General features: G+C 53.8%; 24 protein-coding genes. 21 read left to right on the top strand and 3 right to left on the bottom strand.

The genetic code is table 11. The features are described 5' to 3' along the window. Nucleotides 1-55: 55 nt before the first annotated feature. The 11 genes from trmJ to sseB all read left to right on the top strand — a co-directional run bounded on the left by trmJ (nt 56) and on the right by sseB (nt 8,910). Nucleotides 56-802: a tRNA (cytosine(32)/uridine(32)-2'-O)-methyltransferase TrmJ gene (gene trmJ, locus DD586_RS15185; RefSeq protein ID WP_012885716.1), complete on the top strand. Its 747-nt coding sequence runs from the start codon at nt 56-58 to the stop codon at nt 800-802. 183 nt (nt 803-985) lie between these two features. Beyond that, entirely contained in the window at nt 986-1,480 is a 495-nt protein-coding gene (gene iscR / locus DD586_RS15180; protein WP_012885715.1) for a Fe-S cluster assembly transcriptional regulator IscR, read from the top strand. A gap of 58 nt (nt 1,481-1,538) precedes the next feature. Then, nucleotides 1,539-2,753, top strand: a complete 1,215-nt coding sequence (gene iscS, locus DD586_RS15175; RefSeq protein ID WP_012885714.1) for a cysteine desulfurase — start codon at nt 1,539-1,541, stop codon at nt 2,751-2,753. Between the two features lie 24 nt (nt 2,754-2,777). Beyond that, nucleotides 2,778-3,164: a Fe-S cluster assembly scaffold IscU gene (iscU, locus tag DD586_RS15170; RefSeq protein WP_012885713.1), complete on the top strand. Its 387-nt coding sequence runs from the start codon at nt 2,778-2,780 to the stop codon at nt 3,162-3,164. 25 nt (nt 3,165-3,189) lie between these two features. Beyond that, the gene (gene iscA / locus DD586_RS15165; protein ID WP_012885712.1) at nt 3,190-3,513 is read left to right on the top strand and encodes an iron-sulfur cluster assembly protein IscA; all 324 of its coding nucleotides are present in this window, start codon (nt 3,190-3,192) and stop codon (nt 3,511-3,513) included. A 104-nt stretch (nt 3,514-3,617) separates the two neighbouring features. Next, nucleotides 3,618-4,136 (top strand): co-chaperone HscB, encoded by a 519-nt coding sequence (gene hscB / locus DD586_RS15160; protein ID WP_012885711.1) that lies wholly within the window; start codon nt 3,618-3,620, stop codon nt 4,134-4,136. Nucleotides 4,137-4,210: 74 nt separating this feature from the next. Further along, on the top strand, nt 4,211-6,061 hold the full coding sequence (hscA, locus tag DD586_RS15155) for a Fe-S protein assembly chaperone HscA (protein WP_012885710.1): 1,851 nt from the start codon (nt 4,211-4,213) through the stop codon (nt 6,059-6,061). Between the two features lies 1 nt (nt 6,062). After that, nucleotides 6,063-6,398 carry an ISC system 2Fe-2S type ferredoxin gene (fdx, locus tag DD586_RS15150; protein WP_012885709.1) on the top strand — a complete coding sequence of 112 codons (336 nt, stop codon included), beginning with the start codon at nt 6,063-6,065 and terminating at the stop codon, nt 6,396-6,398. An 11-nt stretch (nt 6,399-6,409) separates the two neighbouring features. Continuing rightward, complete coding sequence (gene iscX, locus DD586_RS15145) at nt 6,410-6,610, top strand: Fe-S cluster assembly protein IscX (protein ID WP_012885708.1); 201 nt, start codon at nt 6,410-6,412, stop codon at nt 6,608-6,610. Between the two features lie 115 nt (nt 6,611-6,725). Next, nucleotides 6,726-8,021 carry an aminopeptidase PepB gene (gene pepB / locus DD586_RS15140; protein ID WP_012885707.1) on the top strand — a complete coding sequence of 432 codons (1,296 nt, stop codon included), beginning with the start codon at nt 6,726-6,728 and terminating at the stop codon, nt 8,019-8,021. A 94-nt stretch (nt 8,022-8,115) separates the two neighbouring features. Beyond that, a complete protein-coding gene (sseB, locus tag DD586_RS15135; protein ID WP_012885706.1) occupies nt 8,116-8,910 on the top strand; it encodes an enhanced serine sensitivity protein SseB in 795 nt (264 codons plus the stop codon). A 118-nt stretch (nt 8,911-9,028) separates the two neighbouring features. Here the strand turns inward: sseB and sseA are convergent, their stop codons facing one another. Continuing rightward, the gene (gene sseA, locus DD586_RS15130; protein WP_012885705.1) at nt 9,029-9,883 is read right to left on the bottom strand and encodes a 3-mercaptopyruvate sulfurtransferase; all 855 of its coding nucleotides are present in this window, start codon (nt 9,881-9,883) and stop codon (nt 9,029-9,031) included. Nucleotides 9,884-10,299: 416 nt separating this feature from the next. On the opposite strand from sseA, the gene ndk reads away from it, so the two are divergent. The 10 genes from ndk to DD586_RS15080 all read left to right on the top strand — a co-directional run bounded on the left by ndk (nt 10,300) and on the right by DD586_RS15080 (nt 20,436). Further along, nucleotides 10,300-10,728 (top strand): nucleoside-diphosphate kinase, encoded by a 429-nt coding sequence (gene ndk / locus DD586_RS15125; RefSeq protein WP_012885704.1) that lies wholly within the window; start codon nt 10,300-10,302, stop codon nt 10,726-10,728. 176 nt (nt 10,729-10,904) lie between these two features. Further along, the gene (locus DD586_RS15120) at nt 10,905-12,083 is read left to right on the top strand and encodes a bifunctional tRNA (adenosine(37)-C2)-methyltransferase TrmG/ribosomal RNA large subunit methyltransferase RlmN (RefSeq protein ID WP_012885703.1); all 1,179 of its coding nucleotides are present in this window, start codon (nt 10,905-10,907) and stop codon (nt 12,081-12,083) included. 198 nt (nt 12,084-12,281) lie between these two features. Next, nucleotides 12,282-13,037 carry a type IV pilus biogenesis/stability protein PilW gene (gene pilW / locus DD586_RS15115; protein ID WP_012885702.1) on the top strand — a complete coding sequence of 252 codons (756 nt, stop codon included), beginning with the start codon at nt 12,282-12,284 and terminating at the stop codon, nt 13,035-13,037. After that, complete coding sequence (rodZ, locus tag DD586_RS15110) at nt 13,027-14,043, top strand: cytoskeleton protein RodZ (protein WP_012885701.1); 1,017 nt, start codon at nt 13,027-13,029, stop codon at nt 14,041-14,043. Before pilW ends, rodZ begins: the two co-directional genes overlap by 11 nt. 36 nt (nt 14,044-14,079) lie before the next feature. Then, nucleotides 14,080-15,201 carry a flavodoxin-dependent (E)-4-hydroxy-3-methylbut-2-enyl-diphosphate synthase gene (gene ispG, locus DD586_RS15105; protein WP_012885700.1) on the top strand — a complete coding sequence of 374 codons (1,122 nt, stop codon included), beginning with the start codon at nt 14,080-14,082 and terminating at the stop codon, nt 15,199-15,201. Between the two features lie 156 nt (nt 15,202-15,357). Next, nucleotides 15,358-16,632 (top strand): histidine--tRNA ligase, encoded by a 1,275-nt coding sequence (gene hisS / locus DD586_RS15100; protein ID WP_012885699.1) that lies wholly within the window; start codon nt 15,358-15,360, stop codon nt 16,630-16,632. Between the two features lie 13 nt (nt 16,633-16,645). Beyond that, entirely contained in the window at nt 16,646-17,266 is a 621-nt protein-coding gene (locus DD586_RS15095; RefSeq protein ID WP_012885698.1) for a YfgM family protein, read from the top strand. A gap of 10 nt (nt 17,267-17,276) precedes the next feature. Continuing rightward, nucleotides 17,277-18,458 (top strand): outer membrane protein assembly factor BamB, encoded by a 1,182-nt coding sequence (gene bamB / locus DD586_RS15090; protein ID WP_012885697.1) that lies wholly within the window; start codon nt 17,277-17,279, stop codon nt 18,456-18,458. A 141-nt stretch (nt 18,459-18,599) separates the two neighbouring features. After that, complete coding sequence (der, locus tag DD586_RS15085) at nt 18,600-20,096, top strand: ribosome biogenesis GTPase Der (protein WP_012885696.1); 1,497 nt, start codon at nt 18,600-18,602, stop codon at nt 20,094-20,096. 82 nt (nt 20,097-20,178) lie between these two features. Beyond that, entirely contained in the window at nt 20,179-20,436 is a 258-nt protein-coding gene (locus DD586_RS15080) for a zinc ribbon domain-containing protein (protein WP_012885695.1), read from the top strand. 24 nt (nt 20,437-20,460) lie between these two features. Here the strand turns inward: DD586_RS15080 and DD586_RS15075 are convergent, their stop codons facing one another. Beyond that, nucleotides 20,461-20,826, bottom strand: a complete 366-nt coding sequence (locus tag DD586_RS15075) for a protealysin inhibitor emfourin (RefSeq protein ID WP_012885694.1) — start codon at nt 20,824-20,826, stop codon at nt 20,461-20,463. Further along, nucleotides 20,807-21,856, bottom strand: coding sequence for a M4 family metallopeptidase (locus tag DD586_RS15070; protein WP_012885693.1), 1,050 nt, complete (start codon nt 21,854-21,856; stop codon nt 20,807-20,809). Before DD586_RS15070 ends, DD586_RS15075 begins: the two co-directional genes overlap by 20 nt. Between the last annotated feature and the right edge of the window lie 15 nt (nt 21,857-21,871).

Genomic DNA, 21,871 nt, shown 5'->3' with positions numbered 1-21,871 from the left:
CAGAGAAGTTTGTGTTAACATACGCCGGTTTTCCGTTTCGTATGACAGAGTCCGCATGTTACAGAATATACGCATTGTGCTGGTGGAGACGTCGCATACCGGCAATATGGGGTCAACGGCCAGGGCGATGAAAACCATGGGCCTGACTAATCTTTGGCTGGTTAATCCGCTGGTCAAACCCGATTCGCAGGCAATCTCCTTGTCTGCGGGTGCCAGTGATGTCATTGGCAACGCTACTATTGTTGATACTCTCGATCAGGCGCTGGAAGGATGCGGTCTGGTAGTGGGTACCAGCGCTCGTTCCCGCACGTTACCCTGGCCAATGCTGGAGCCGCGCGAATGCGGTGTGCTCAGTATTCAGGAAGCGCAGCACGCACCGGTGGCTATTGTGTTCGGTCGCGAACGCGTGGGGCTGACGAATGAGGAACTGCAAAAATGCCACTATCATGTGGCGATCCCCGCTAATCCTGAATACAGCTCGCTCAACCTGGCGATGGCTGTACAGATCCTGTCTTATGAGGTGCGCGTCGCCTGGCTGGACCGCCAGCAACAGGGCGAAGTGGCACACGAAGAGAGCCCTTATCCGCTGGTGGATGATCTGGAGCGCTTTTATCAGCACCTGGAAGATACCTTGCTGCATACCGGTTTCATCCGTCAGTCCCATCAGGGACAGGTGATGAACAAGTTGCGTCGGTTGTTTACCCGCGCCCGTCCGGAAACTCAGGAGCTCAATATTCTGCGCGGCATTCTGAGCGCCATCACCAAAACGACGCCATCGGATCCGTCGCAGAATAATCATTGAATAAGAATGGCTTGAGGGCGGCTATTGGGAATACGTGCTGTGCGGGTGTAATAGTTGAGTTATTTACTTGGTTAAATAGTTGACTGAAACACTCGGGAATGTCAGACTTATGACTGTGCTATGTATACTTGACTCATAATACTTGTCTTAATAATACATGTTTATCTTACGGATACCACTAACATGAGACTGACATCTAAAGGCCGCTACGCCGTTACCGCCATGCTTGATGTGGCGCTGCATTCAAAGGAAGGCCCGGTTCCGCTGGCGGATATCTCCGAGCGTCAGGGTATTTCGCTTTCTTATCTGGAACAGCTGTTCTCTCGCCTGCGCAAGCATGGGCTGGTCGCCAGCGTGCGTGGTCCAGGTGGTGGTTATCTGTTGGGGAAAGACTCCGCCGAAATCGCTGTCGGCTCGGTCATCTCGGCGGTGGATGAATCGGTTGATGCCACCCGCTGCCAGGGGAAAGAAGGATGTCAGGGCGGTGATCGCTGCCTGACCCACACGCTGTGGCGTGATTTGAGCGACCGCATTAGCGAGTTTCTCAATAACATCACCCTGGATGAATTGGTCAATAACAAAGAGATTCTGGACGTCGCGGATCGTCAGGATGCTGACGTGCGTCGTACCTCCAACGGACGCATACAAGAAACCATCAACGTCAACTTGCGTGCCTGAAAGAAAAAAGAACGAAACGCCTTGAACGTTTTGAAGTGATGTACGGAGTTTAAGAGCAATGAAGTTACCTATTTATCTGGATTATTCCGCTACTACGCCGGTCGATCCGCGTGTAGCCGAAAAAATGATGCAGTTTCTGACGCTGGACGGTACGTTCGGCAACCCGGCCTCACGCTCTCACCGTTTTGGTTGGCAGGCGGAAGAGGCGGTAGATATCGCCCGTAACCAGGTGGCTGAACTGGTTGGTGCGGACCCGCGCGAGATCGTTTTTACTTCTGGCGCTACCGAATCCGACAATCTGGCTATCAAGGGTGCGGCGAATTTCTACCAGAAAAAAGGCAAGCACATCATCACCAGCAAGACCGAGCATAAAGCCGTGCTGGATACCTGCCGTCAGCTTGAGCGCGAAGGGTTTGAAGTAACTTACCTGGCACCACAGCGCAACGGCATCATTGATTTGAAAGAGCTGGAAGCGGCTATGCGTGATGACACCATTGTTGTGTCCATCATGCATGTGAATAACGAAATCGGCGTGGTGCAGGACATCGCGACCATCGGCGAAATGTGTCGTAGCCGCGGCATCATTTTCCATGTCGACGCGACCCAAAGCGTAGGCAAACTGCCGATTGATCTCAGCCAACTGAAAGTTGACCTGATGTCTTTCACCGGTCACAAGATTTACGGCCCGAAAGGGATTGGCGCGCTGTATGTGCGTCGTAAGCCGCGTGTGCGTATCGAAGCGCAGATGCATGGCGGTGGCCACGAACGTGGTATGCGTTCTGGTACCCTGCCGGTTCATCAGATTGTCGGTATGGGTGAAGCCTATCGCATCGCGAAAGAAGAAATGGCTGAAGAGGCTATTCGCCAGCGTACTCTGCGTGATCGCCTGTGGAACGGCATCAACGATATCGAAGAAGTGTACCTGAACGGCGATTTGGAGCAGGGTGCACCGAATATCCTGAACGTCAGCTTCAACTATGTAGAAGGTGAGTCGCTGATCATGGCGCTGAAGGATCTGGCGGTGTCTTCCGGTTCGGCCTGTACTTCTGCCAGCCTTGAGCCTTCTTATGTGCTGCGTGCACTGGGGATGAACGATGAACTGGCACACAGTTCCATCCGCTTCTCTTTGGGTCGCTTCACGACTGAAGAAGAAATTGACTACACCATCGATCTGGTTCGTAAATCCATCGGCCGTCTGCGTGATTTGTCTCCGTTGTGGGACATGTTCAAGCAAGGCGTGGATATCAACAGCATCGAATGGGCGCACCATTAATTCGCAGGAATCAGGACGTATATTATGGCTTACAGCGAAAAAGTAATTGATCACTATGAAAATCCGCGCAATGTCGGCTCGTTCGATTCTTCTGATCCGAGCATCGGCAGCGGTATGGTGGGCGCACCGGCCTGTGGTGACGTGATGAAACTGCAAATTAAGGTCAATGAGCAGGGGATTATCGAAGATGCCCGCTTTAAAACCTACGGTTGTGGTTCCGCCATCGCCTCCAGCTCGCTGGTCACCGAGTGGGTGAAAGGCAAAAGTCTGACGGAAGCTGAATCGATCAAGAACACCCAAATCGCCGAAGAACTGGAATTGCCGCCGGTGAAAATTCACTGCTCTATTCTGGCTGAAGACGCTATCAAAGCCGCCATCGCCGATTACAAGAGCAAACGTAGCGACAAATAACAGGCAGATGAATTAGAGGTTTGCTATGTCGATTTCCCTGAGCGACAGTGCTGCACAACGTGTTAATGCTTTTATGGCTAACCGCGGCAAAGGTATCGGCTTGCGTCTGGGGGTGAGAACTTCCGGTTGCTCCGGTATGGCGTATGTGCTGGAATTTGTTGACGAACTGAACACCGATGATGTGGTGTTTGAAGACAAGGGCGTGAAGGTCATTATTGACGGTAAAAGCTTGGTCTACCTTGACGGCACCGAGTTGGATTTCGTCAAGGAAGGGCTGAACGAAGGTTTCAAGTTCAATAACCCTAACGTTTCCAGCGAATGCGGTTGCGGCGAAAGCTTTAATGTTTAATGTCTGACCGCTGGCCGGTCTGTTGACTGGCTCCCGCCGTGTGGTGTGCTTCGGCACAGAGCACGGCGGGCGTGCATGAATTGTCTGCGAACTCAGAGCACACTATGGATTACTTTGCTTTATTCGGGCTGCCGATTCGCTATAAGGTGGATGGCAGCCTGCTTGCTTCCCGGTTTCAGGAACTGCAGCGTCAGTTTCATCCTGACCGCTTTGCTGCCAGCCCGGAACGCGACCGTATGATGGCGCTACAACAGGCAGCCACCATCAATAATGCCTATCAGGCGCTAAAGCACCCACTGAAACGCGCCGAGTATATGCTATCTTTGCACGGCTTCGATTTGAGCAGCGAGCAGCATACGCTCCATGATACTGCATTCCTGATGGAGCAGATGGAGCTGCGCGAAGAGCTCGATGAGATTGAACGCCGACCGGATGCGGAAAGTGCGCTGGCGGCATTTGCACAGCGTCTGCAAGGGATGATCCGCCAGCGTAGCGAGCAAATGGTGAGCGAGCTGGATGCTGAATCCTGGTCGGATGCAGCGGATACCGTGCGTAAACTACGCTTTTTTGATCGACTCCGGCAGCAGGTCGAACAACTCGAAGAACAATTGCTGGAACGATAAGTCACATTCAATCCGGTAGGGCAATCATGACCTGATGTCAGGTTTGCCCGCCCGCCAATTGATGGAAGCTCAATATGGCCTTATTACAAATCAGCGAACCAGGACTGAGTGCAGCGCCGCATCAGCACCGTTTGGCTGTTGGCATTGATCTGGGAACCACCCATTCTCTGGTTGCCACGGTCCGAAGTGGCGAGGCACAGACACTGCCTGACCATAACGGGCGTCACCTGTTACCGTCTGTTGTGCATTATGATGCTGACGGGCACACCGTTGGTTGGGAGGCTCGTCAGCAGGCGGCCATTGACCCAGTTAACACCGTCAGCTCCGTCAAGCGCTTAATGGGACGGTCACTTTCCGACATCCGTCAGCGTTATCCTCATCTGCCTTATCAGTTTACCGCCAGCGAGAATGGTTTGCCGGTGTTGCAAACCGCTGGTGGTCCACGCAATCCGATTCAGATCTCGGCCGACATCCTATCTGCGCTGACTCGCCGTGCTGAAGAGGCGCTCAATGGGGTGCCTGACGGCGTGGTGATTACTGTGCCGGCTTATTTTGATGACGCTCAGCGTCAGGGCACCAAAGACGCCGCCCGTCTGGCGGGTCTGCATGTGCTGCGCCTGCTTAATGAACCCACGGCGGCGGCGATAGCCTATGGCCTGGATTCCGGTCAGGAAGGCGTTATCGCTGTATATGATCTGGGCGGCGGTACCTTTGATATTTCTATCCTGCGCCTTAGCCGTGGGGTATTTGAAGTGCTGGCGACCGGCGGTGACTCGGCCTTGGGGGGGGATGATTTTGACCACCTGCTGGTTGAGTGGATTCGCGGACAGGCCGGTATCGTCGTGCGTGATGATCATCAATTGCAACAGACGCTGCTCAATACCGCGGTACAGACTAAGATCGCCCTGAGTGAGTCGCAATCTGTGCCGGTATCGGTAGCGGGCTGGCAAGGTGAGATTACCCGTGAACAGTTCAATGCGTTGATTGCACCGCTGGTGAAACGCACGCTGTTGTCTTGTCGACGCTCGCTCAAAGACGCGGGTGTTGAGCTGGACGAGGTGAAAGAAGTCGTGATGGTTGGCGGATCGACCCGTGTACCGCTGGTACGTGAGCAGGTCGGCGAATTCTTTGGCCGCACGCCGTTGACCTCTATCGATCCGGATAAGGTGGTGGCTATCGGCGCGGCTATTCAGGCGGATATTCTGGTCGGTAACAAGCCCGACAGTGAAATGCTGTTGCTGGATGTGATCCCATTGTCGCTGGGACTGGAAACCATGGGGGGACTGGTCGAGAAAGTGATTCCGCGTAATACCACGATTCCGGTGGCGCGCGCGCAGGAGTTCACTACCTTCAAGGATGGCCAGACCGCGATGATGATTCACGTGTTGCAGGGTGAACGCGAGCTGGTACAGGATTGCCGTTCGCTTGGTTGTTTCACGCTGCGTGGTATTCCGGCAATGCCTGCTGGTGGTGCGCATATTCGGGTCACGTTCCAGGTGGATGCCGACGGATTGCTGAGCGTCACTGCGATGGAGAAATCCACCGGGGTGGAAGCCTCAATTCAGGTGAAGCCGTCTTATGGTTTGAGCGACGATGAAATCGCCACCATGATTACCGATTCTATGCAGAACGTGCAGAGTGATATTAGTGCGCGCAGGCTGGCAGAACAGCGGGTGGAAGCCACACGCGTGCTCGAAAGCCTCACTAGCGCACTGGCAGCGGATGCCGCGTTGCTCACCTCGCAAGAGCGGGCGGCGATAGACGCTGCCAGTCTTCATTTGCAGCAGGCTGCACAGGAAAACGATGCCTCAGCGATTGAGGCCGCGATTAAAAAATTAGATCAACAAACCCAGGAATTCGCTGCTCGCCGGATGGATGAATCTATTCGCCGTGCGCTGGCAGGCCATTCTGTGGACGAGGTATAACATGCCCAAGATTGTTTTTCTGCCGCATCAGGATTTATGTCCGGAAGGGGCGGTTTTAGAAGCGAACAGTGGTGAAACCATTCTGGACGTGGCATTGCGTAACGGTATCGAGATAGAGCATGCCTGCGAGAAATCCTGTGCTTGTACCACCTGTCACTGCATTGTTCGGGAAGGGTTTGATTCGTTGCCGGAAAGTACCGAAGACGAAGATGACATGCTGGACAAAGCCTGGGGACTGGAACCGGAAAGCCGTCTGGGGTGCCAGGCGCGTGTCACCGATGAAGATCTGGTGGTGGAAATTCCGCGTTATACCATTAACCATGCACGCGAACACTGATGGGGTAATTCATGGGACTGAAATGGACCGATAGCCGCGAAATCGGCGAAGCGTTGTACGATTTGTATCCAGATACTGACCCAAAAACTGTGCGTTTCACCGATCTACACCGCTGGATTTGCGAACTGGATGAGTTTGACGATGAACCTGATGCGTCGAACGAAAAAATTCTGGAAGCTATCCTGCTCGTGTGGCTGGATGAGGCCGAATAACTAAATTAGTCAACGGGCTACCTTGAGGTGGCCCGTTTTCTCTTTTTTCATCATGGCGAGAGTGGGCTAACAAGAGCAAGGCCCAATTAAATGAGAGCCAATTTGGAGTAGATGTATGACAACTGAAGCGATGCTGATTACCCTTTCCCATCAGCCAGCAGACTCACGCTGGGGTGAGAAAGCCTCGTTAACCGCCAATGAGCAGGGATTTACCATTCATCTGTCCGGCAGCAAGCCGCAGACTATTATTCAGCGAGCTGCCCGTAAAATCGATGGGCAGGGCATCAAACACGTCAAACTGGCTGGCGATGGCTGGGATCTGGAAAGCAGTTGGGCGTTCTGGCAGGGATACCGTGGGCCGAAGGGCAAACGTACGGTGGAGTGGGCCACGTTGCCCGAAGCGCAACAGCAGGAGCTGGAACGCCGTCTGAAAATCGTTGACTGGGTGCGAGATACCATCAACCTGCCAGCGGAAGATCTGGCGCCGGAGCAACTGGCCACCCGTGCTATCGATCTGCTGTGCAGCGTGGCGGGCGACGCTATCTCTTATCGCATTACCAAAGGCGAAGATCTGCGCCAGCAGAACTATGCTGGCCTGCACACCGTGGGTCGCGGTTCTGAACGTTCGCCGGTATTGCTGGCGCTGGATTACAACCCGACTGGCAACGCAGACGCGCCGGTGCTGGCCTGTCTGGTCGGTAAAGGCATCACCTTTGATAGCGGTGGTTACAGCCTGAAAGGCAGTAGCTTCATGGATTCCATGAAGTCGGACATGGGCGGTGCGGCTTTGGTAACCGGTGCACTGGCACTGGCGGCAGCCCGTGGCTTGCAACAGCGCGTAAAACTGTATCTGTGTTGCGCAGATAACATGGTCAGCGGCAACGCATTCCGTCTGGGTGACATTATTCGCTATCGTAATGGTAAAACCGTCGAAGTCATGAACACTGATGCGGAAGGGCGCCTGGTCCTGGCCGATGGACTGATTGATGCGTCTGAGCAGAATCCGCAGTGGATTGTGGATTGTGCGACCCTGACCGGTGCGGCTAAAACGGCGTTGGGGAATGACTATCACGCGCTGTTTAGCTTCGACGATGCGATGATTGATTCGCTGATGGAGAGTGCCCGTCGTGAAGACGAGCCGTTCTGGCGTTTGCCGTTGGAAGAGTTCCACCGCCAGCATTTACCGTCTAACTTCGCTGAACTGAATAATGTGGCGGGGGCGGCCCATACCGCCGGTGCCAGCACCGCGGCGGCGTTCCTGTCTCACTTTGTGAAGAACTACCAGCAGGGTTGGTTGCATATCGACTGTTCTGCCACTTACCGTAAGTCGGCGGTGGATCAATGGTCTGCTGGTGCAACCGGTTTAGGCGTGCGTACGCTGGCTGATTTCCTGCTACATAAAGCGGGTTAACCTGGTTCAGGCAATGTGAAGACGACAACAGGGAACCGATGTTCCCTGTTGTCGTTACTGTGCTTACCGCTCATGTTAAGCATTGAGGAGAGTTATGGAGTTTTCACCCCACAATCGGCTGGAAGAGGTGTTAAAGCTGGCCGCATCGGAACCGGCTCACCGTCCTGAGTTTTTCAGCGAATTGCTGGAAGCCACGGTGTATGTACTTGGTCACAGCGAAGAAAACGAAATATCCGGTGACGTTGTCTCGGCAGACAGCGGGTTGCAATTGCAGCATTGGGATAAACCGGATGGCGATTCCGCGATTCCGTTTTTTTCTTCGCTGGAAGCGTTACAACTGGCGGTGACCGATGAACAGGCGTTTCTGGCATTACCTGCCAGAACGCTGTTTGATATCACCCGCGGCGCCACGCTGTTTTTGAACCCGAAGTTACCGTATGGCAAAGAGTTTCTGCCGCAGGAAATTGAGCACCTGTTGTCCGCCGAGGGCAATGGTCTGGCGCAACAGCATGTTCTGGATGGTGATACCGAACTGAAAATCGGCATTCCGGCAGAGATGCCAACACAGATGATTGAGTCGCTGACCCAATTGTTCAGCAAACACCGTAATGTTAAGCGGGCGTTTCTGGCGCAGATTCAGGAACCCGATGAAGAACAACCGCATTTGCTGATTGGGCTGGATATCTATGGCGATGAGGTGGAGGAGCTGATTCAGGCTGCCGGTTCGGTGGCTACGGATACGCAGCCAGATGACCGTCCGATCGATATTTGTCTGGTGAACAATGAAGAACCCGGTATCAGTCATTTCCTGATTCGCCACACGACGCCGTTTTACGAGCGCAAATGGGGCAGCTTCCTGCGCGAATTCAAAAATGGCGTGCAGGCCTAGCGGGAATTCCGTGATAGCGGCTTCGCAGTAAACGCAGAGCACATAAAAACGGCATAGGCTGACAGGCCTGTGCCGTTTTTTTTTATGCATCGAATGTCTGTTTAGAAGGGTATCTTCGCTAGCCGGTAACGACCGGCACGTCATCGCGTGCACCCCATTCACTCCATGAACCGTCGTAGAGCGAAATGTGCGGCGCATTGAGTACAAACAATGCCAGCAACACGACCGATGCCGTCACACCGGAGCCGCAACTGGCGACAATCGGACGCTGGATGTCGACACCAGCCTGATGAAAGATGGCAGCCAGTTCATCAGCTGGTTTTAGCGTACCGTGGTCAACCAACAGGTTCCAGGGAACGTTGAAACTGCCAGGAATATGTCCACGGCGTAACCCTGGCCGGGGTTCATCCATTTCACCGAGAAAGCGCGGCGCAGGGCGAGCATCAACGATTTGTTCATTACCTGTGTGGCAAAGCTCCAGCACCTCAGCAAGCGAGCGGATAGCGCCTGCGGTTGGCATTGGGGCATGGAATACGTTGGCAACGGGCGACGCGTTCCCTTGTTCCAGAGCGAAGCCCTGCTGTTTCCATCCAGCCAGACCGCCACTGAGAATAGAAATGCGTGGAGCGCCCGCCAGTCGCAGCATCCACCAGGCCCGTGGTGCGGAAAACAGGTTACCTTCATCGTAAATCACCAGGTGCTGTTGCTCGCTCAGCCCCAGTTTGCCCAGTGCGTCAGCAAAGGTCGCGATGTCTGGCATCATGTGCGGCAGAGGAGTGTGGTGGTCAGAAAGGGACTCGATATCGAAAAACACCGCGCCCGGCACATGTTCTGCACGGTATTCGGCGGCGATATCGCGTGTATCGTTGCCTGGCGGCAACATGCGAGCGTCAATCAAGGCGATATCGGCATCGTGGCGATGCGTATTCAGCCAGGATGCGCTAACAAACAGCCCGGCGGCAGATGTAGACATAAAACCTCCCCGTATGGATCGGTTCACCGATCCTGCATGTGTCAATTGATGGCATTGTCAGTAATATTTCTGCTCTGAGCAAGGTGTCTGGTATCGCGGTATGGTCTGGGTCAGAGTTGTTATCGTCGTGCAGGTAGCATACCGACGAAGAGGCTAAATTTTTTTTACGAAAATGTTATTTTCCTGATGGGAAAGTCATGACAGTGCCTCTATAATCGGCGCCACTTTACACGGGCTGGTATTATAACTTTATCTATACCCGTCATACTTCATGTTGCAGATGCGTTGGCTTTCCTCGCTCACCCGGTCACTTACTTATGTAAGCTCCCAGGGATTCACTGCGTCGCCGCCTTCCTGCAACCCGAATTATTTAGGGTATGACCAGCTGTTATGACATGTTATTGGATGAGGCCACTATGACGGTAGAACGTACCTTCTCTATTATCAAACCAAACGCAGTTGCCAAAAACGCGATCGGCGCGATTTATGCCCGTTTCGAAAGCGCGGGTTTCACCATTATTGCCTCTAAAATGCTGCACCTGAGCCGCGAACAGGCAGAAGGGTTCTACGCTGAGCATAAAGGCAAACCGTTCTTTGACGGCCTGGTAGATTTTATGACTTCCGGCCCGATCATGGTGCAGGTGTTGCAGGCGGAAAACGCGGTACAGCGTAACCGCGATATCATGGGTGCTACCAACCCGGCCAACGCGCTGGCGGGTACCCTGCGTGCTGACTATGCTGACAGCTTCACCGCGAATGCGGTACATGGTTCAGATTCCGTAGAATCTGCCGAGCGTGAAATCGCTTATTTCTTCAGCGCTGACGAAATCTTCCCGCGTAGCTAACCGCTATAGTCGGCCAGACACGTGCTTCCCGGTGAAATAATCAGGCTGAGGTAGCGCGGGTGTTATAAAATTTGTACAATGCCGCGCCCTGGGTGAGCACGCGCTTAACCAGGGCGTTTCTTTATCCGTTTCCCTTTCGCGCCATAACGTGTAACAACGAGGCCATGAGTCAATTTATGTCTGAGCAAACCGTATCTTCCGCCGTTGCTGTATCCGACGCTATCGCCGTTGCCGCCAGCAGCAATGAAAAAATCAACCTGTTGGATTTCAATCGCCAGCAAATGCGCGCCTTTTTTGCACAGCTGGGTGAAAAACCGTTCCGTGCCGATCAGGTCATGAAATGGATGTATCATTACTGCTGTGATGATTTTAACCAGATGACCGATATTAATAAGGTTCTGCGCGGCAAGCTGCAGGCGATCGCGGAAATTCGGGCACCGGAAGTCGTGGACGAGCAACGCTCTTCTGACGGTACCATCAAGTGGGCGATTCTGGTTGACGGCCAGCGTGTGGAGACGGTGTACATCCCAGAAGATGACCGCGCCACGCTCTGTGTGTCCTCACAGGTGGGGTGTGCGCTGGAGTGCAAATTCTGTTCTACCGCGCAGCAGGGGTTTAACCGCAACCTGCGCGTATCTGAAATTATCGGGCAGGTATGGCGTGCGGCGAAAATTATCGGTGCCGCCAAAGTAACAGGTCAGCGTCCTATCACCAACGTGGTGATGATGGGGATGGGTGAACCGTTACTGAACCTGACCAATGTGGTGCCGGCGATGGAAATCATGCTGGATGATTTTGGTTTCGGTTTGTCTAAACGTCGGGTGACGTTGTCAACGTCTGGGGTTGTCCCTGCGCTGGATAAACTGGGCGATATGATTGACGTGGCGCTGGCGATTTCCCTGCATGCGCCAACGGATGAAATTCGTAACGAAATCATGCCGATTAATAAAAAGTATGATATCGAGACCTTTCTGGCCGCGGTACGACGTTATCTGGACAAATCCAACGCGAATCAGGGGCGTGTGACGGTGGAATACGTGATGTTGGATCACATCAACGATGGCACCGAGCATGCGCATCAGTTGGCGGAGTGCCTGAAAGACACGCCGTGCAAGATAAACCTGATCCCCTGGAACCCGTTCCCCGGCGCGCCTTATGGCCGTAGTTCCAACAGCCGGGTTGACCGCTTTTCCAAGGTGTTGATGGAGTATGGTTTTACGACTATCGTGCGTAAAACTCGCGGTGATGATATCGATGCGGCGTGCGGTCAGTTGGCGGGAGAAGTGGTGGATCGCACCAAGCGCACGTTGAAGAAAAAGATGGAACGCGACACGATTGCGGTAAAAACCGTCTGAAAATGATGTCAAATCAACCTGCTTTCTGAGGAAAGCAGGTGATAAATACGTTTTCGGGGCTTATCATACGGTGGGGTTATTGAAGGCCCGGCGACGGCTTCATACCGTTGTTGGTTGATGACAGGCTGTGGTGGGTCATCGATTGCGTTAATATGTCACAGAGGTGATGAGCCAGGATGGCTGCAAGGAGTATCAGGGATGAAACGGATGTTGCCGGGAAAGTGTGCGGCATTAGTCGCAGGTATTGGATTGCTGGCTGGGTGTTTGCACTCGCCGTCGAAGCAGGCTAATCCTGCAGCGGCACAAACGCGGTTGCAACTGGGGCTGGAATATCTGTCCCGGAATAATATTGATGCGGCGCGTGATAATCTGCAAAAAGCAGAGCAACTGGCACCGGATGATTACCGTACTCAGTTAGGTATGGCGCTGTACGAGCAGCGTATTGGCGAAAACCCGGCGGCTGAAAAACGCTATCGACGTCTGTTGCGACAGGCGCCCGCCAACGGCGGCGTGATGAATAATTACGGTGCGTTTCTCTGTGGTTTAGGGCAGTATGTAGCGGCGCAACAGCAATTTGCCGCTGCCGCGCAACTCCCTGATTACCATCAGGTTGCCGATGCGCTTGAGAACGCGGGGTATTGCTTTCTCAAAGCCGGGCAGTCAGATGAGGCAGGTCAGTGGCTCAGTCGTGCACTGAGATACGATCCTGCGAAAGGCAATCGGCTTCTGGCGGAGGCGGAGAATCGTTTCAACGCCGGTCGCCATGATCAGGCGCGATTGCTCCTGAGTATTTATCAGTCACAACTTGCGGCAAGCGCCGAAAGTGTGTGGCTACAGATTCGTTTCGCCGCGCTGGCGAATCATCATGACGAAGTAGAACGTTATGGCGGATTGCTGGCGCGAAGTTTTCCACAATCCAAACAGTACCAGCAGTTCTTAGCTAATGAATACTGAAGCCACTCAAGATAATACTGCAGCAACGATAATGACTCCTGGCGAACGTTTGCGTGAGGCGCGCGAGCAACTGGGATTGACGCAACAGGTTGTTGCTGAACGGTTATGCCTGAAACTATCGACCGTTCGTGAAATAGAAGATAACAATACGCCTGCTGGTCTTGCTCCTACTTTTCTTCGCGGTTACATCCGCTCCTATGCCCGACTGGTTCACCTCCCCGAAGATGAATTATTGCCGATGCTGGAAAAGCAGGTCATGCCAAGTCGCGTTTCCAATGTGGCACCGATGCAGCGTCTGGCATTAGGTAAGAGCCGCAAAAAGCGTGATGGCTGGTTGATGCTGTTCACCTGGCTGATTTTGATCGGCGTGTTGGGCCTGACCGTCGCCTGGTGGTGGCAGAATCATCAGGCTCAACAGCAGGAAATCAATTCAATGGTGGATCACGCCGCGGCTTCCCAGAATCGTAACGGCGGGCAGGCAAGCGATGTGAACACTGATCCGGAGCCGGTTGATACCGATGACAATACGGCGGTGAATAATACAGCGGTTAACAACGCGGCGATGAATAACGGGCAGCCTATTGCGCTGAATTCGTCGGCCGCAACGCCGTCTCAACCTGCTGCGTCGACGCCAGTTGCACCGAATAATACGCCTGTAGCGGCGGGTACGGCGTCTCAGGCTCCAGCGCCGTCTTCTGATCAGTCCTTGTTGAACCAGACCGCTACCGCACCGGCCAGTGCAGCGACAACGGCAGAAGCCCCAGGCGCTATCGTAATACGTTTTACGGCGGATTGCTGGCTGGAAGTGGTAGATGCAGCGGGCAAAAAACTGTTCAGCGGCGTACAGCGTAACGGCAATGTGTTGAATCTGACCGGCCAGGCGCCGTACCGGTTGAAAATCGGCGCGCCGGGTGCGGTACAGGTCGAGTTTCAGGGCAAACAGGTTGATTTGAGCCGGTTTGTCAAAAGCCATCAGGTGGCTCGTATTACGCTGACGGCAGAGTAATGGTGCCGTCGCACTGGCAATTGTGGAGAAGAAGTGATGCATAATCCCGCACCCATCAACCGCCGCAAATCAACCCGGATTTATGTCGGCAAGGTGCCTGTCGGTGACGGTGCACCGATTGCAGTGCAGTCGATGACCAATACCCGCACTACCGATGTCGACGCGACAGTCAGGCAGATTAAGTCGCTCGAGCGGGTTGGTGTGGATATCGTGCGCGTGTCGGTACCGACGATGGATGCTGCAGAGGCATTTCGTCTGATTAAACAACAAGTGGATGTACCGCTGGTGGCGGATATCCATTTTGACTACCGTATTGCGTTAAAAGTAGCGGAATACGGGGTTGATTGTCTGCGTATTAACCCTGGCAACATCGGCAGCGAAGAGCGTATTCGTTCGGTGGTGGATTGCGCGCGTGACAAAAATATTCCGATTCGTATCGGCGTCAATGCCGGTTCTCTGGAAAAAGACTTGCAGGAAAAATATGGCGAGCCGACGCCGGAAGCGTTGCTGGAATCCGCTATGCGCCATGTGGATATCCTCGATCGCCTTAATTTCCATTCGTTCAAGGTCAGCGTGAAAGCATCGGATGTCTTTTTAGCGGTGCAGTCCTATCGCTTGCTGGCGTCCCGTATTGATCAACCGCTGCATTTAGGCATCACAGAAGCGGGTGGGGCACGTAGCGGTGCGGTGAAGTCAGCTATTGGTCTTGGCTTACTGCTCTCTGAAGGTATCGGTGACACCCTGCGTGTGTCACTGGCGGCGGATCCGGTGGAAGAGGTTAAAGTCGGTTTTGATATCCTCAAGTCACTGCGTATTCGTTCACGCGGCATTAATTTTATTGCCTGCCCGACCTGCTCACGTCAGGAGTTTGATGTTATCGGCACGGTGAACGCGCTGGAGCAGCGACTGGAAGACATCATCACGCCGATGGATGTGTCGATTATCGGTTGCGTGGTCAACGGCCCAGGTGAGGCGCTGGTCTCGACGCTGGGTGTCACCGGCGGCAATAAGAAGAGCGGTTTTTACGAAGATGGCGTACGCCAGAAAGAGCGCTTTGACAACGACGATATGATCGATCAACTGGAAGCCAGGATCCGCGCCAAGGCGTCTATGCTGGATGAAAAACAGCGTATCGCCGTCAATATGGTGGATAAGTGATTCATCCGGCAAGTCTGGATGCGATCCGGTACGAATTCCTGAACTGAAGCACCCGATGATGGCGGCAGCGACATTGAAGACATTGCGTCGTTGCTTCTATAATCGGGTCTATTTTTTAACAGCGCATTACTTTCTGAAAACGCATAGAGAACTGACGTGGCAAAGAATATTCAAGCCATCCGTGGCATGAACGACTACCTGCCAGCCGAAACGGCACTGTGGCAGCGTATTGAAGATAGCCTGAAACAGGTACTCCGCGGGTACGGCTATAGCGAAATTCGTACACCGCTCGTCGAGCAGACTTCGTTGTTCAAACGTGCGATCGGCGAAGTGACCGATGTCGTTGAAAAGGAAATGTACACGTTTGAAGACCGCAACGGCGACAGCCTGACGTTGCGTCCTGAGGGGACTGCGGGGTGCGTTCGCGCCGGGATTGAACACGGTATCCTGTACAATCAGGAGCAGCGGTTGTGGTATACCGGCCCGATGTTTCGTCATGAGCGTCCGCAGAAAGGGCGCTATCGCCAGTTCCATCAACTGGGTTGCGAAGTGTTTGGCCTGAAAGGGCCGGATATCGATGCGGAAATGATCCTGATGACCGCCCGCTGGTGGCGTGTGTTGGGGATCGATCAGCATGTTAATCTGGAACTGAATTCCATTGGTTCATTGGATGCCCGCGCCCGTTATCGCGATGCGCTGATCGCGTTTCTGGAACAGCATAAAGATCAGTTGGATGAAGACTGCTTGCGCCGTATGTATACCAACCCGTTGCGGGTACTGGATTCCAAGAATGCGCAGGTGCAGGCGTTACTGAATAACGCGCCGACCCTGACCGACTATCTGGATGACGAGTCTCGTACGCATTTCGATGAATTGTGTGAACTTTTAACCCAGTCAGGTATCCCATATAAGGTTAATCCGCGGCTGGTTCGTGGGCTGGACTATTACAACCGCACTGTTTTCGAATGGGTCACCAGCAGTCTGGGATCACAGGGAACGGTGTGTGGCGGTGGTCGCTATGACGGTATGGTTGAGCAGCTTGGCGGTTCCAGTACCCCGGCGGTAGGTTTTGGCATGGGGCTAGAGCGTCTGGTGCTGCTGGTACAAACGGTCAATCCAGCGTTTGCGGTACAGCCTGGCGTAGATGCCTATCTGATTTCATCGGGTGCGGGTACGCAACATGCGGCGATTCGCCTGGCGGAAAAACTGCGTGACGCGCTGCCGCAACTGAAATTGATGACCAACTACGGTGGCGGTAACTTCAAAAAACAGTTTGCCCGTGCGGATAAGAGTGGGGCTCGTGTTGCGTTGGTGCTGGGTGAAACTGAAGTGGCGGCCGGGCAGGTCGTGCTGAAAAACCTGACCAACGGCGAGCAGGAAACTCTGTCTCAAGCGGATGTAGCGGCGCGCCTGGCGGCGTTACTGAATTAAGGAGAAAGGCAGCGTGGAAGTTTATACCACTGAAAACGAACAGGTTGAGGTAATTCGCCGCTTCTTTGTTGAAAACGGCAAGGCGCTGGCTATCGGCGTGGTGCTGGGTGTCGGTGCCCTGGTCGGTTGGCGCTTTTGGCAAAATCATCAGGAAAGTAGCGCGATGGCGGCTTCCGCTGCCTATCAGCAAGTCACCGAATCGCTGTCTGCCGGTACGGCGGAAGGCGTTGCTGGCGCTCAAAAATTTGTTGCCGGTGATCACGGCAATTATGCCGCGCTGACCGCACTGGCGCTGGCGCACCAGTTTGTTGAAAAAAATGATATCGCCAACGCTGAGCAGCAGCTCCGCCTGGCATTGAGCCAAACCAAAGATGGCGATCTACAGGCGCTGATTAACCTGCGTCTGGCTCGCGTATTATTGCAGCAGAAGAAGCCGGATGAAGCCTTGAAGACGCTGGATGCCATCAAGCTGGAAGGTTGGGCGGCGATGGTTGCTGACGTTCGCGGTGATGTGCTGGCGAGCAAAGGCGACAATCAGGGCGCTCGAGATGCTTACAGTAAAGGTATGGCGGCAAAACCTTCTCAGGGCCTGCAATCCCTGTTGCGTATCAAACTGAATAATCTGCCCAGCTAAGAGGGACTTCATGCAACTGCGTAAAACACTTTTGGTCGGACTGGTTTCTGTTACCCTGCTGAGCGGCTGTTCGCTGTTTGATCGTGAGGAGGACGTGGTCAAAATGTCCCCTCTGCCGCAGGTGACCAACCAGTTTACCCCCACCAAAGTCTGGAGTCGCTCCGTTGGGGACGGTACGGGGGAGTTCTACTCCAATCTGCATCCGACCTGGCAGGACAGCCATGTTTATGCCGCCGATCGCCACGGTACGGTGAAAGCCTTGGATCTTAATAGCGGTGAAGAGAAATGGCGCGCCGATCTGGCGGAGAAAACCGGCCTGCTGTCCAGCAATCGCCCTGCATTGCTGTCAGGCGGTGTTTCCGTATCGGGTAACCATGTTTATGTCGGCAGCGAACGGGCGCAGCTTTTTGCCCTGAATGCTGATGACGGCTCGTTGCAGTGGCAGACCAAAGTGGCGGGTGAAGTGTTATCCAGCCCGGTGGTCAGTGATGGTGTGGTCATTATTCATACCAGCAACGGCATGCTGCAGGCGCTTAGCGAGTCTGATGGCACCATCAAATGGACGGTAAATCTGGATATGCCGTCGCTGTCGTTGCGCGGTGAATCTGCGCCGACAACCGCGTTTGGCGCCGCTATTGTCGGTGGCGACAATGGACGCGTAAGCGCCGTCATGATTAATCAAGGTCAGTTGATCTGGCAGCAGCGTATCTCCCAACCTGGCGGCGCGACCGAAATCGCTCGTCTGAATGATGTCGATACCACACCGGTTGTGGCAGGTAACGTCGTGTATGCGCTGGGATATAATGGCAACCTGACAGCACTGGATCTGCGTTCTGGACAGATTACCTGGAAGCGTGAGATTGGGTCGGTAAACGATTTTATTGTTGATGGTGATCGCATTTATCTGGTGGATCAAGATGATCGCATCGTCGCGCTGAATACCAACGGCGGGGTGGTACTCTGGCGGCAGAGCGATCTGCTGCACCGCAATGTAACCGCACCTGCGTTGTATAACGGTTATCTGGTTGTCGGTGATGCCGAAGGTTATATGCACTGGGTGAATACCACTGACGGTCGTTTTGTGGTTCAGCAGAAAGTCGACGGCTCTGGCTTGCTGAGTAAACCGGTCGTTGCCAGCGACAAACTGTTGGTGCAAGCCAAAGGTGGCGAGGTTTACGCTTTTACCCGTTAACCGCTGCGCATGTTCGGGACAGATGGCGATGCCATCGTCCCTGTAACGGCTCCTGATGCTGTCAGGGGCCGTTTCGTCTTTTATCTTCAGCAGCGTTTTCTGCTGTAACGAATTGAACTATAAGCAATAGAGGTTGTAACAATGATACCTGTCGTCGCGCTGGTCGGGCGCCCGAATGTGGGGAAATCCACGCTGTTTAATCGCTTGACGCGTACCCGTGACGCATTGGTGGCGGATTTCCCTGGGCTGACGCGTGACCGCAAGTATGGTCGTGCCGAGGTAGAAGGAAATGAGTTCATCATCATTGATACCGGCGGTATTGACGGTACTGAAGATGGTGTGGAAACACGCATGGCTGAGCAGTCGCTGCTGGCGATCGAAGAAGCGGATATTGTGCTGTTTCTGGTGGATGCCCGCGACGGTTTGATGCCAGCGGATTATGCCATTGCCCAACACTTGCGCTCGCGTGAAAAAGACACGTTTCTGGTGGCCAACAAAGTCGATGGTATTGATATCGATACCGGCATTGCCGATTTCTATTCGCTTGGTCTGGGTGACGTCTATCCTATTGCCGCATCCCATGGCCGTGGCGTGACCTCGTTGCTGGAAAAAGTGCTGTTGCCGTTTGCCACCGAGCCGCTTCAGGAAGCGCGTGAGTTAACCGAAGAAGAAGCCAATGCGGCTTACTGGGCGGAACAACTTGGTGAAGGCGATGATGGCATTGAGGGTGACGATGTCGATGACGAAGCACCAAATTTCGAAGGACTGCCGATTAAACTGGCGATCGTGGGTCGTCCGAATGTCGGTAAATCGACACTGACCAACCGCATTCTCGGGGAAGATCGGGTGGTGGTGTATGACATGCCTGGCACCACACGCGACAGTATCTATATTCCGATGGAACGTGATGGCCGCGACTATGTGCTGATTGATACTGCCGGGGTGCGCAAACGCGGCAAAATTACCGATACTGTCGAAAAATTCTCGGTGATCAAGACATTGCAGGCAATTGAAGACGCTAACGTCGTGTTGCTGGTGATCGATGCTCGTGAAGGGATTTCTGATCAAGACTTGTCGCTGTTGGGCTTTATCCTCAACTCTGGCCGTTCACTGGTTATCGTGGTGAATAAGTGGGATGGGTTGACACAAGAGGTTAAGGATCAGGTAAAAGAAACCCTCGATCTGCGCCTTGGGTTTATCGATTTTGCTCGTATCCACTTTATTTCTGCATTGCACGGTAGCGGCGTGGGTAACCTGTTCGAATCCGTGAATGAAGCTTATGAGTGCTCAACCCGACGGGTAGGGACGGCAATGCTAACCCGTATCATGCAGATGGCCGTAGACGACCATCAGCCGCCATTAGTTCGTGGCCGTCGGGTGAAGCTGAAATATGCACATGCCGGGGGGTACAACCCGCCGATCGTGGTAATCCACGGTAATCAGGTCAAAGATTTGCCGGATTCCTATAAGCGCTATTTGATGAACTACTACCGGCGATCACTGGATGTGATGGGAACCCCCATCCGTATTCAGTTCAAGGAAGGGGAAAACCCGTTTGCCAACAAACGCAACACGTTGACGCCAAATCAGCTGCGTAAACGTAAACGCCTGATGCAGCATATCAAAAAAGGCAAATAAGCCGTGATGGCAAGGCGTTGTTAATCAACCGGGGTAGAAGCAATTCTGCCCCGTTTTTCATGCGAGGAACTGGAGGAAGGCGATGGACGCTTATTGTCCCGACTGTCAGCAACCGATGGTATGGCGCGCCAGCGATCGGCAGCAAGGCACTCAACACAGCGGCAACGACCAGTATTATTGTGAGGCGTGCCAGCGTGATTTTCTTCGTCTGGCGCTATGCCCAGAATGTGAACCGCCATTGCAGGTGCTACGTGCCTGTGGTGCAGAAAACTATCTGTGTACCAACGGACATGGCCTGATTTCGCGCTCTCGCGTGGTGGTACGTTACCAGCCGCAGTAGTGCAGTAGTACCGTGCTGTGGCAGTCAGGGGGCTTCGTCATCCAGCCCATTACGCCACAGGGCTTCCAACTCGGACGAGGCATGCCGTTCGGGGATCAGCAGTACCCAGTCTTCCTGGCGGCTATCCTGCGTATTGCAGTAGTGAATGTGAATTCGGTAATAGAACTGGTCACCGCGGCCAGGGGAACCAGGTTGACCTGGCTCCTGTGCTGCAGGCAGGGCGTCATGCAGCACGGCACGGATTTTTTCTTTTTGTGTGGCGGGTACTTCTGCCAGCGTAAAGCGACGCGGGCCAGCCAGTTTAGGGAGCCAGGCAAAACCGCCTTCGCGTGCCAGCTCAATAATCACATCATCCGTTAAATCGGGCAGGTTATTCCTGTTCGTGCTCATTGATGATTCCCGTATCAACCCCAACCTGATGCCAGGCTCGCAGCACGGCGTCAGCAACCGCTTCATTGAAGCTCCGTCTGGCGTGCTCTACGGTAAATCTGGCAAAGATGGAGAAATCGGCATTTTGCGGCAGCTCTTTGTCGCACACAGTGTCGTACCAGATTTGACCGGCTTTTTCCCAGGAATAACCTCCCAGTGCCATCGCTGCGAGGTAGAAAGCCCGACTGGGGATCCCTGAATTCAGGTGCACACCACCGTTATCTTCACGGGTGTTAACGAAATCACGCATATGGGCGGGTTGTGGGTCGGTACCTAGCAGCAGGTCGTCATAAGCGGTGCCGGGGCGGGACAGCGAGCGCAGCCCTTTTCCGTCAATGCCTTCGGCCAGCAGCCCTTCGCCAATAATCCAGTCCGCCTGCTGTACTTTCTGGTTGCGGTAGTATTGTTTGACCATCGAGCCAAACACGTCGGCGAGCGATTCGTTGAGTGCACCGGACTGGCGGAAGTACAGTAAATTGCATTCGCTTTCTACCACGCCGTGCGACAGTTCGTGGGCGATGACATCCAGTGCGATAGTGAACCGATTGAAAATCTTACCGTCGCCGTCGCCAAATACCATCTGTTGTCCGTTCCAGAAGGCATTTTGGTAATCCTTACCGTAGTGAACGCTGCCAGTCAGTGATAACCCTTTATTATCCAGTGAGTTGCGACCAAAGATTTTCCAGAAAAAGTCGTAGGTGATGCCCAGATAATTGTAGGCTTCGTCAGCCGCGACATCACCGTTTCCTGGTTGACCCTCGGCCCTAATCCGCTTGCCCGGTAATGTCTGTTGATGCTCGGCATCGTAGATGTCGCGCTGTACCTGACCAGCGGGGCGCTCCTCATGCTCATCAGGATGGACGACCGGAGCCACCATCAGGGATTGCACGTGCATCAGCGTGTGTTGCGCGCAACGACGCTCTTCATCTGATCCATTATTAATGATGCGATGCAGAATGTAGGGCGGAATGATGCTACGGGCGGATTGCATACTTCATCTCCTTAT

The sequence above is a fragment of the Dickeya parazeae Ech586 genome (genome assembly GCF_000025065.1).
In the GTDB taxonomy this organism is placed as follows: Bacteria; Pseudomonadota; Gammaproteobacteria; order Enterobacterales; family Enterobacteriaceae; genus Dickeya; species Dickeya zeae.
This window is presented reverse-complemented; position numbering and strand designations above follow the sequence as displayed.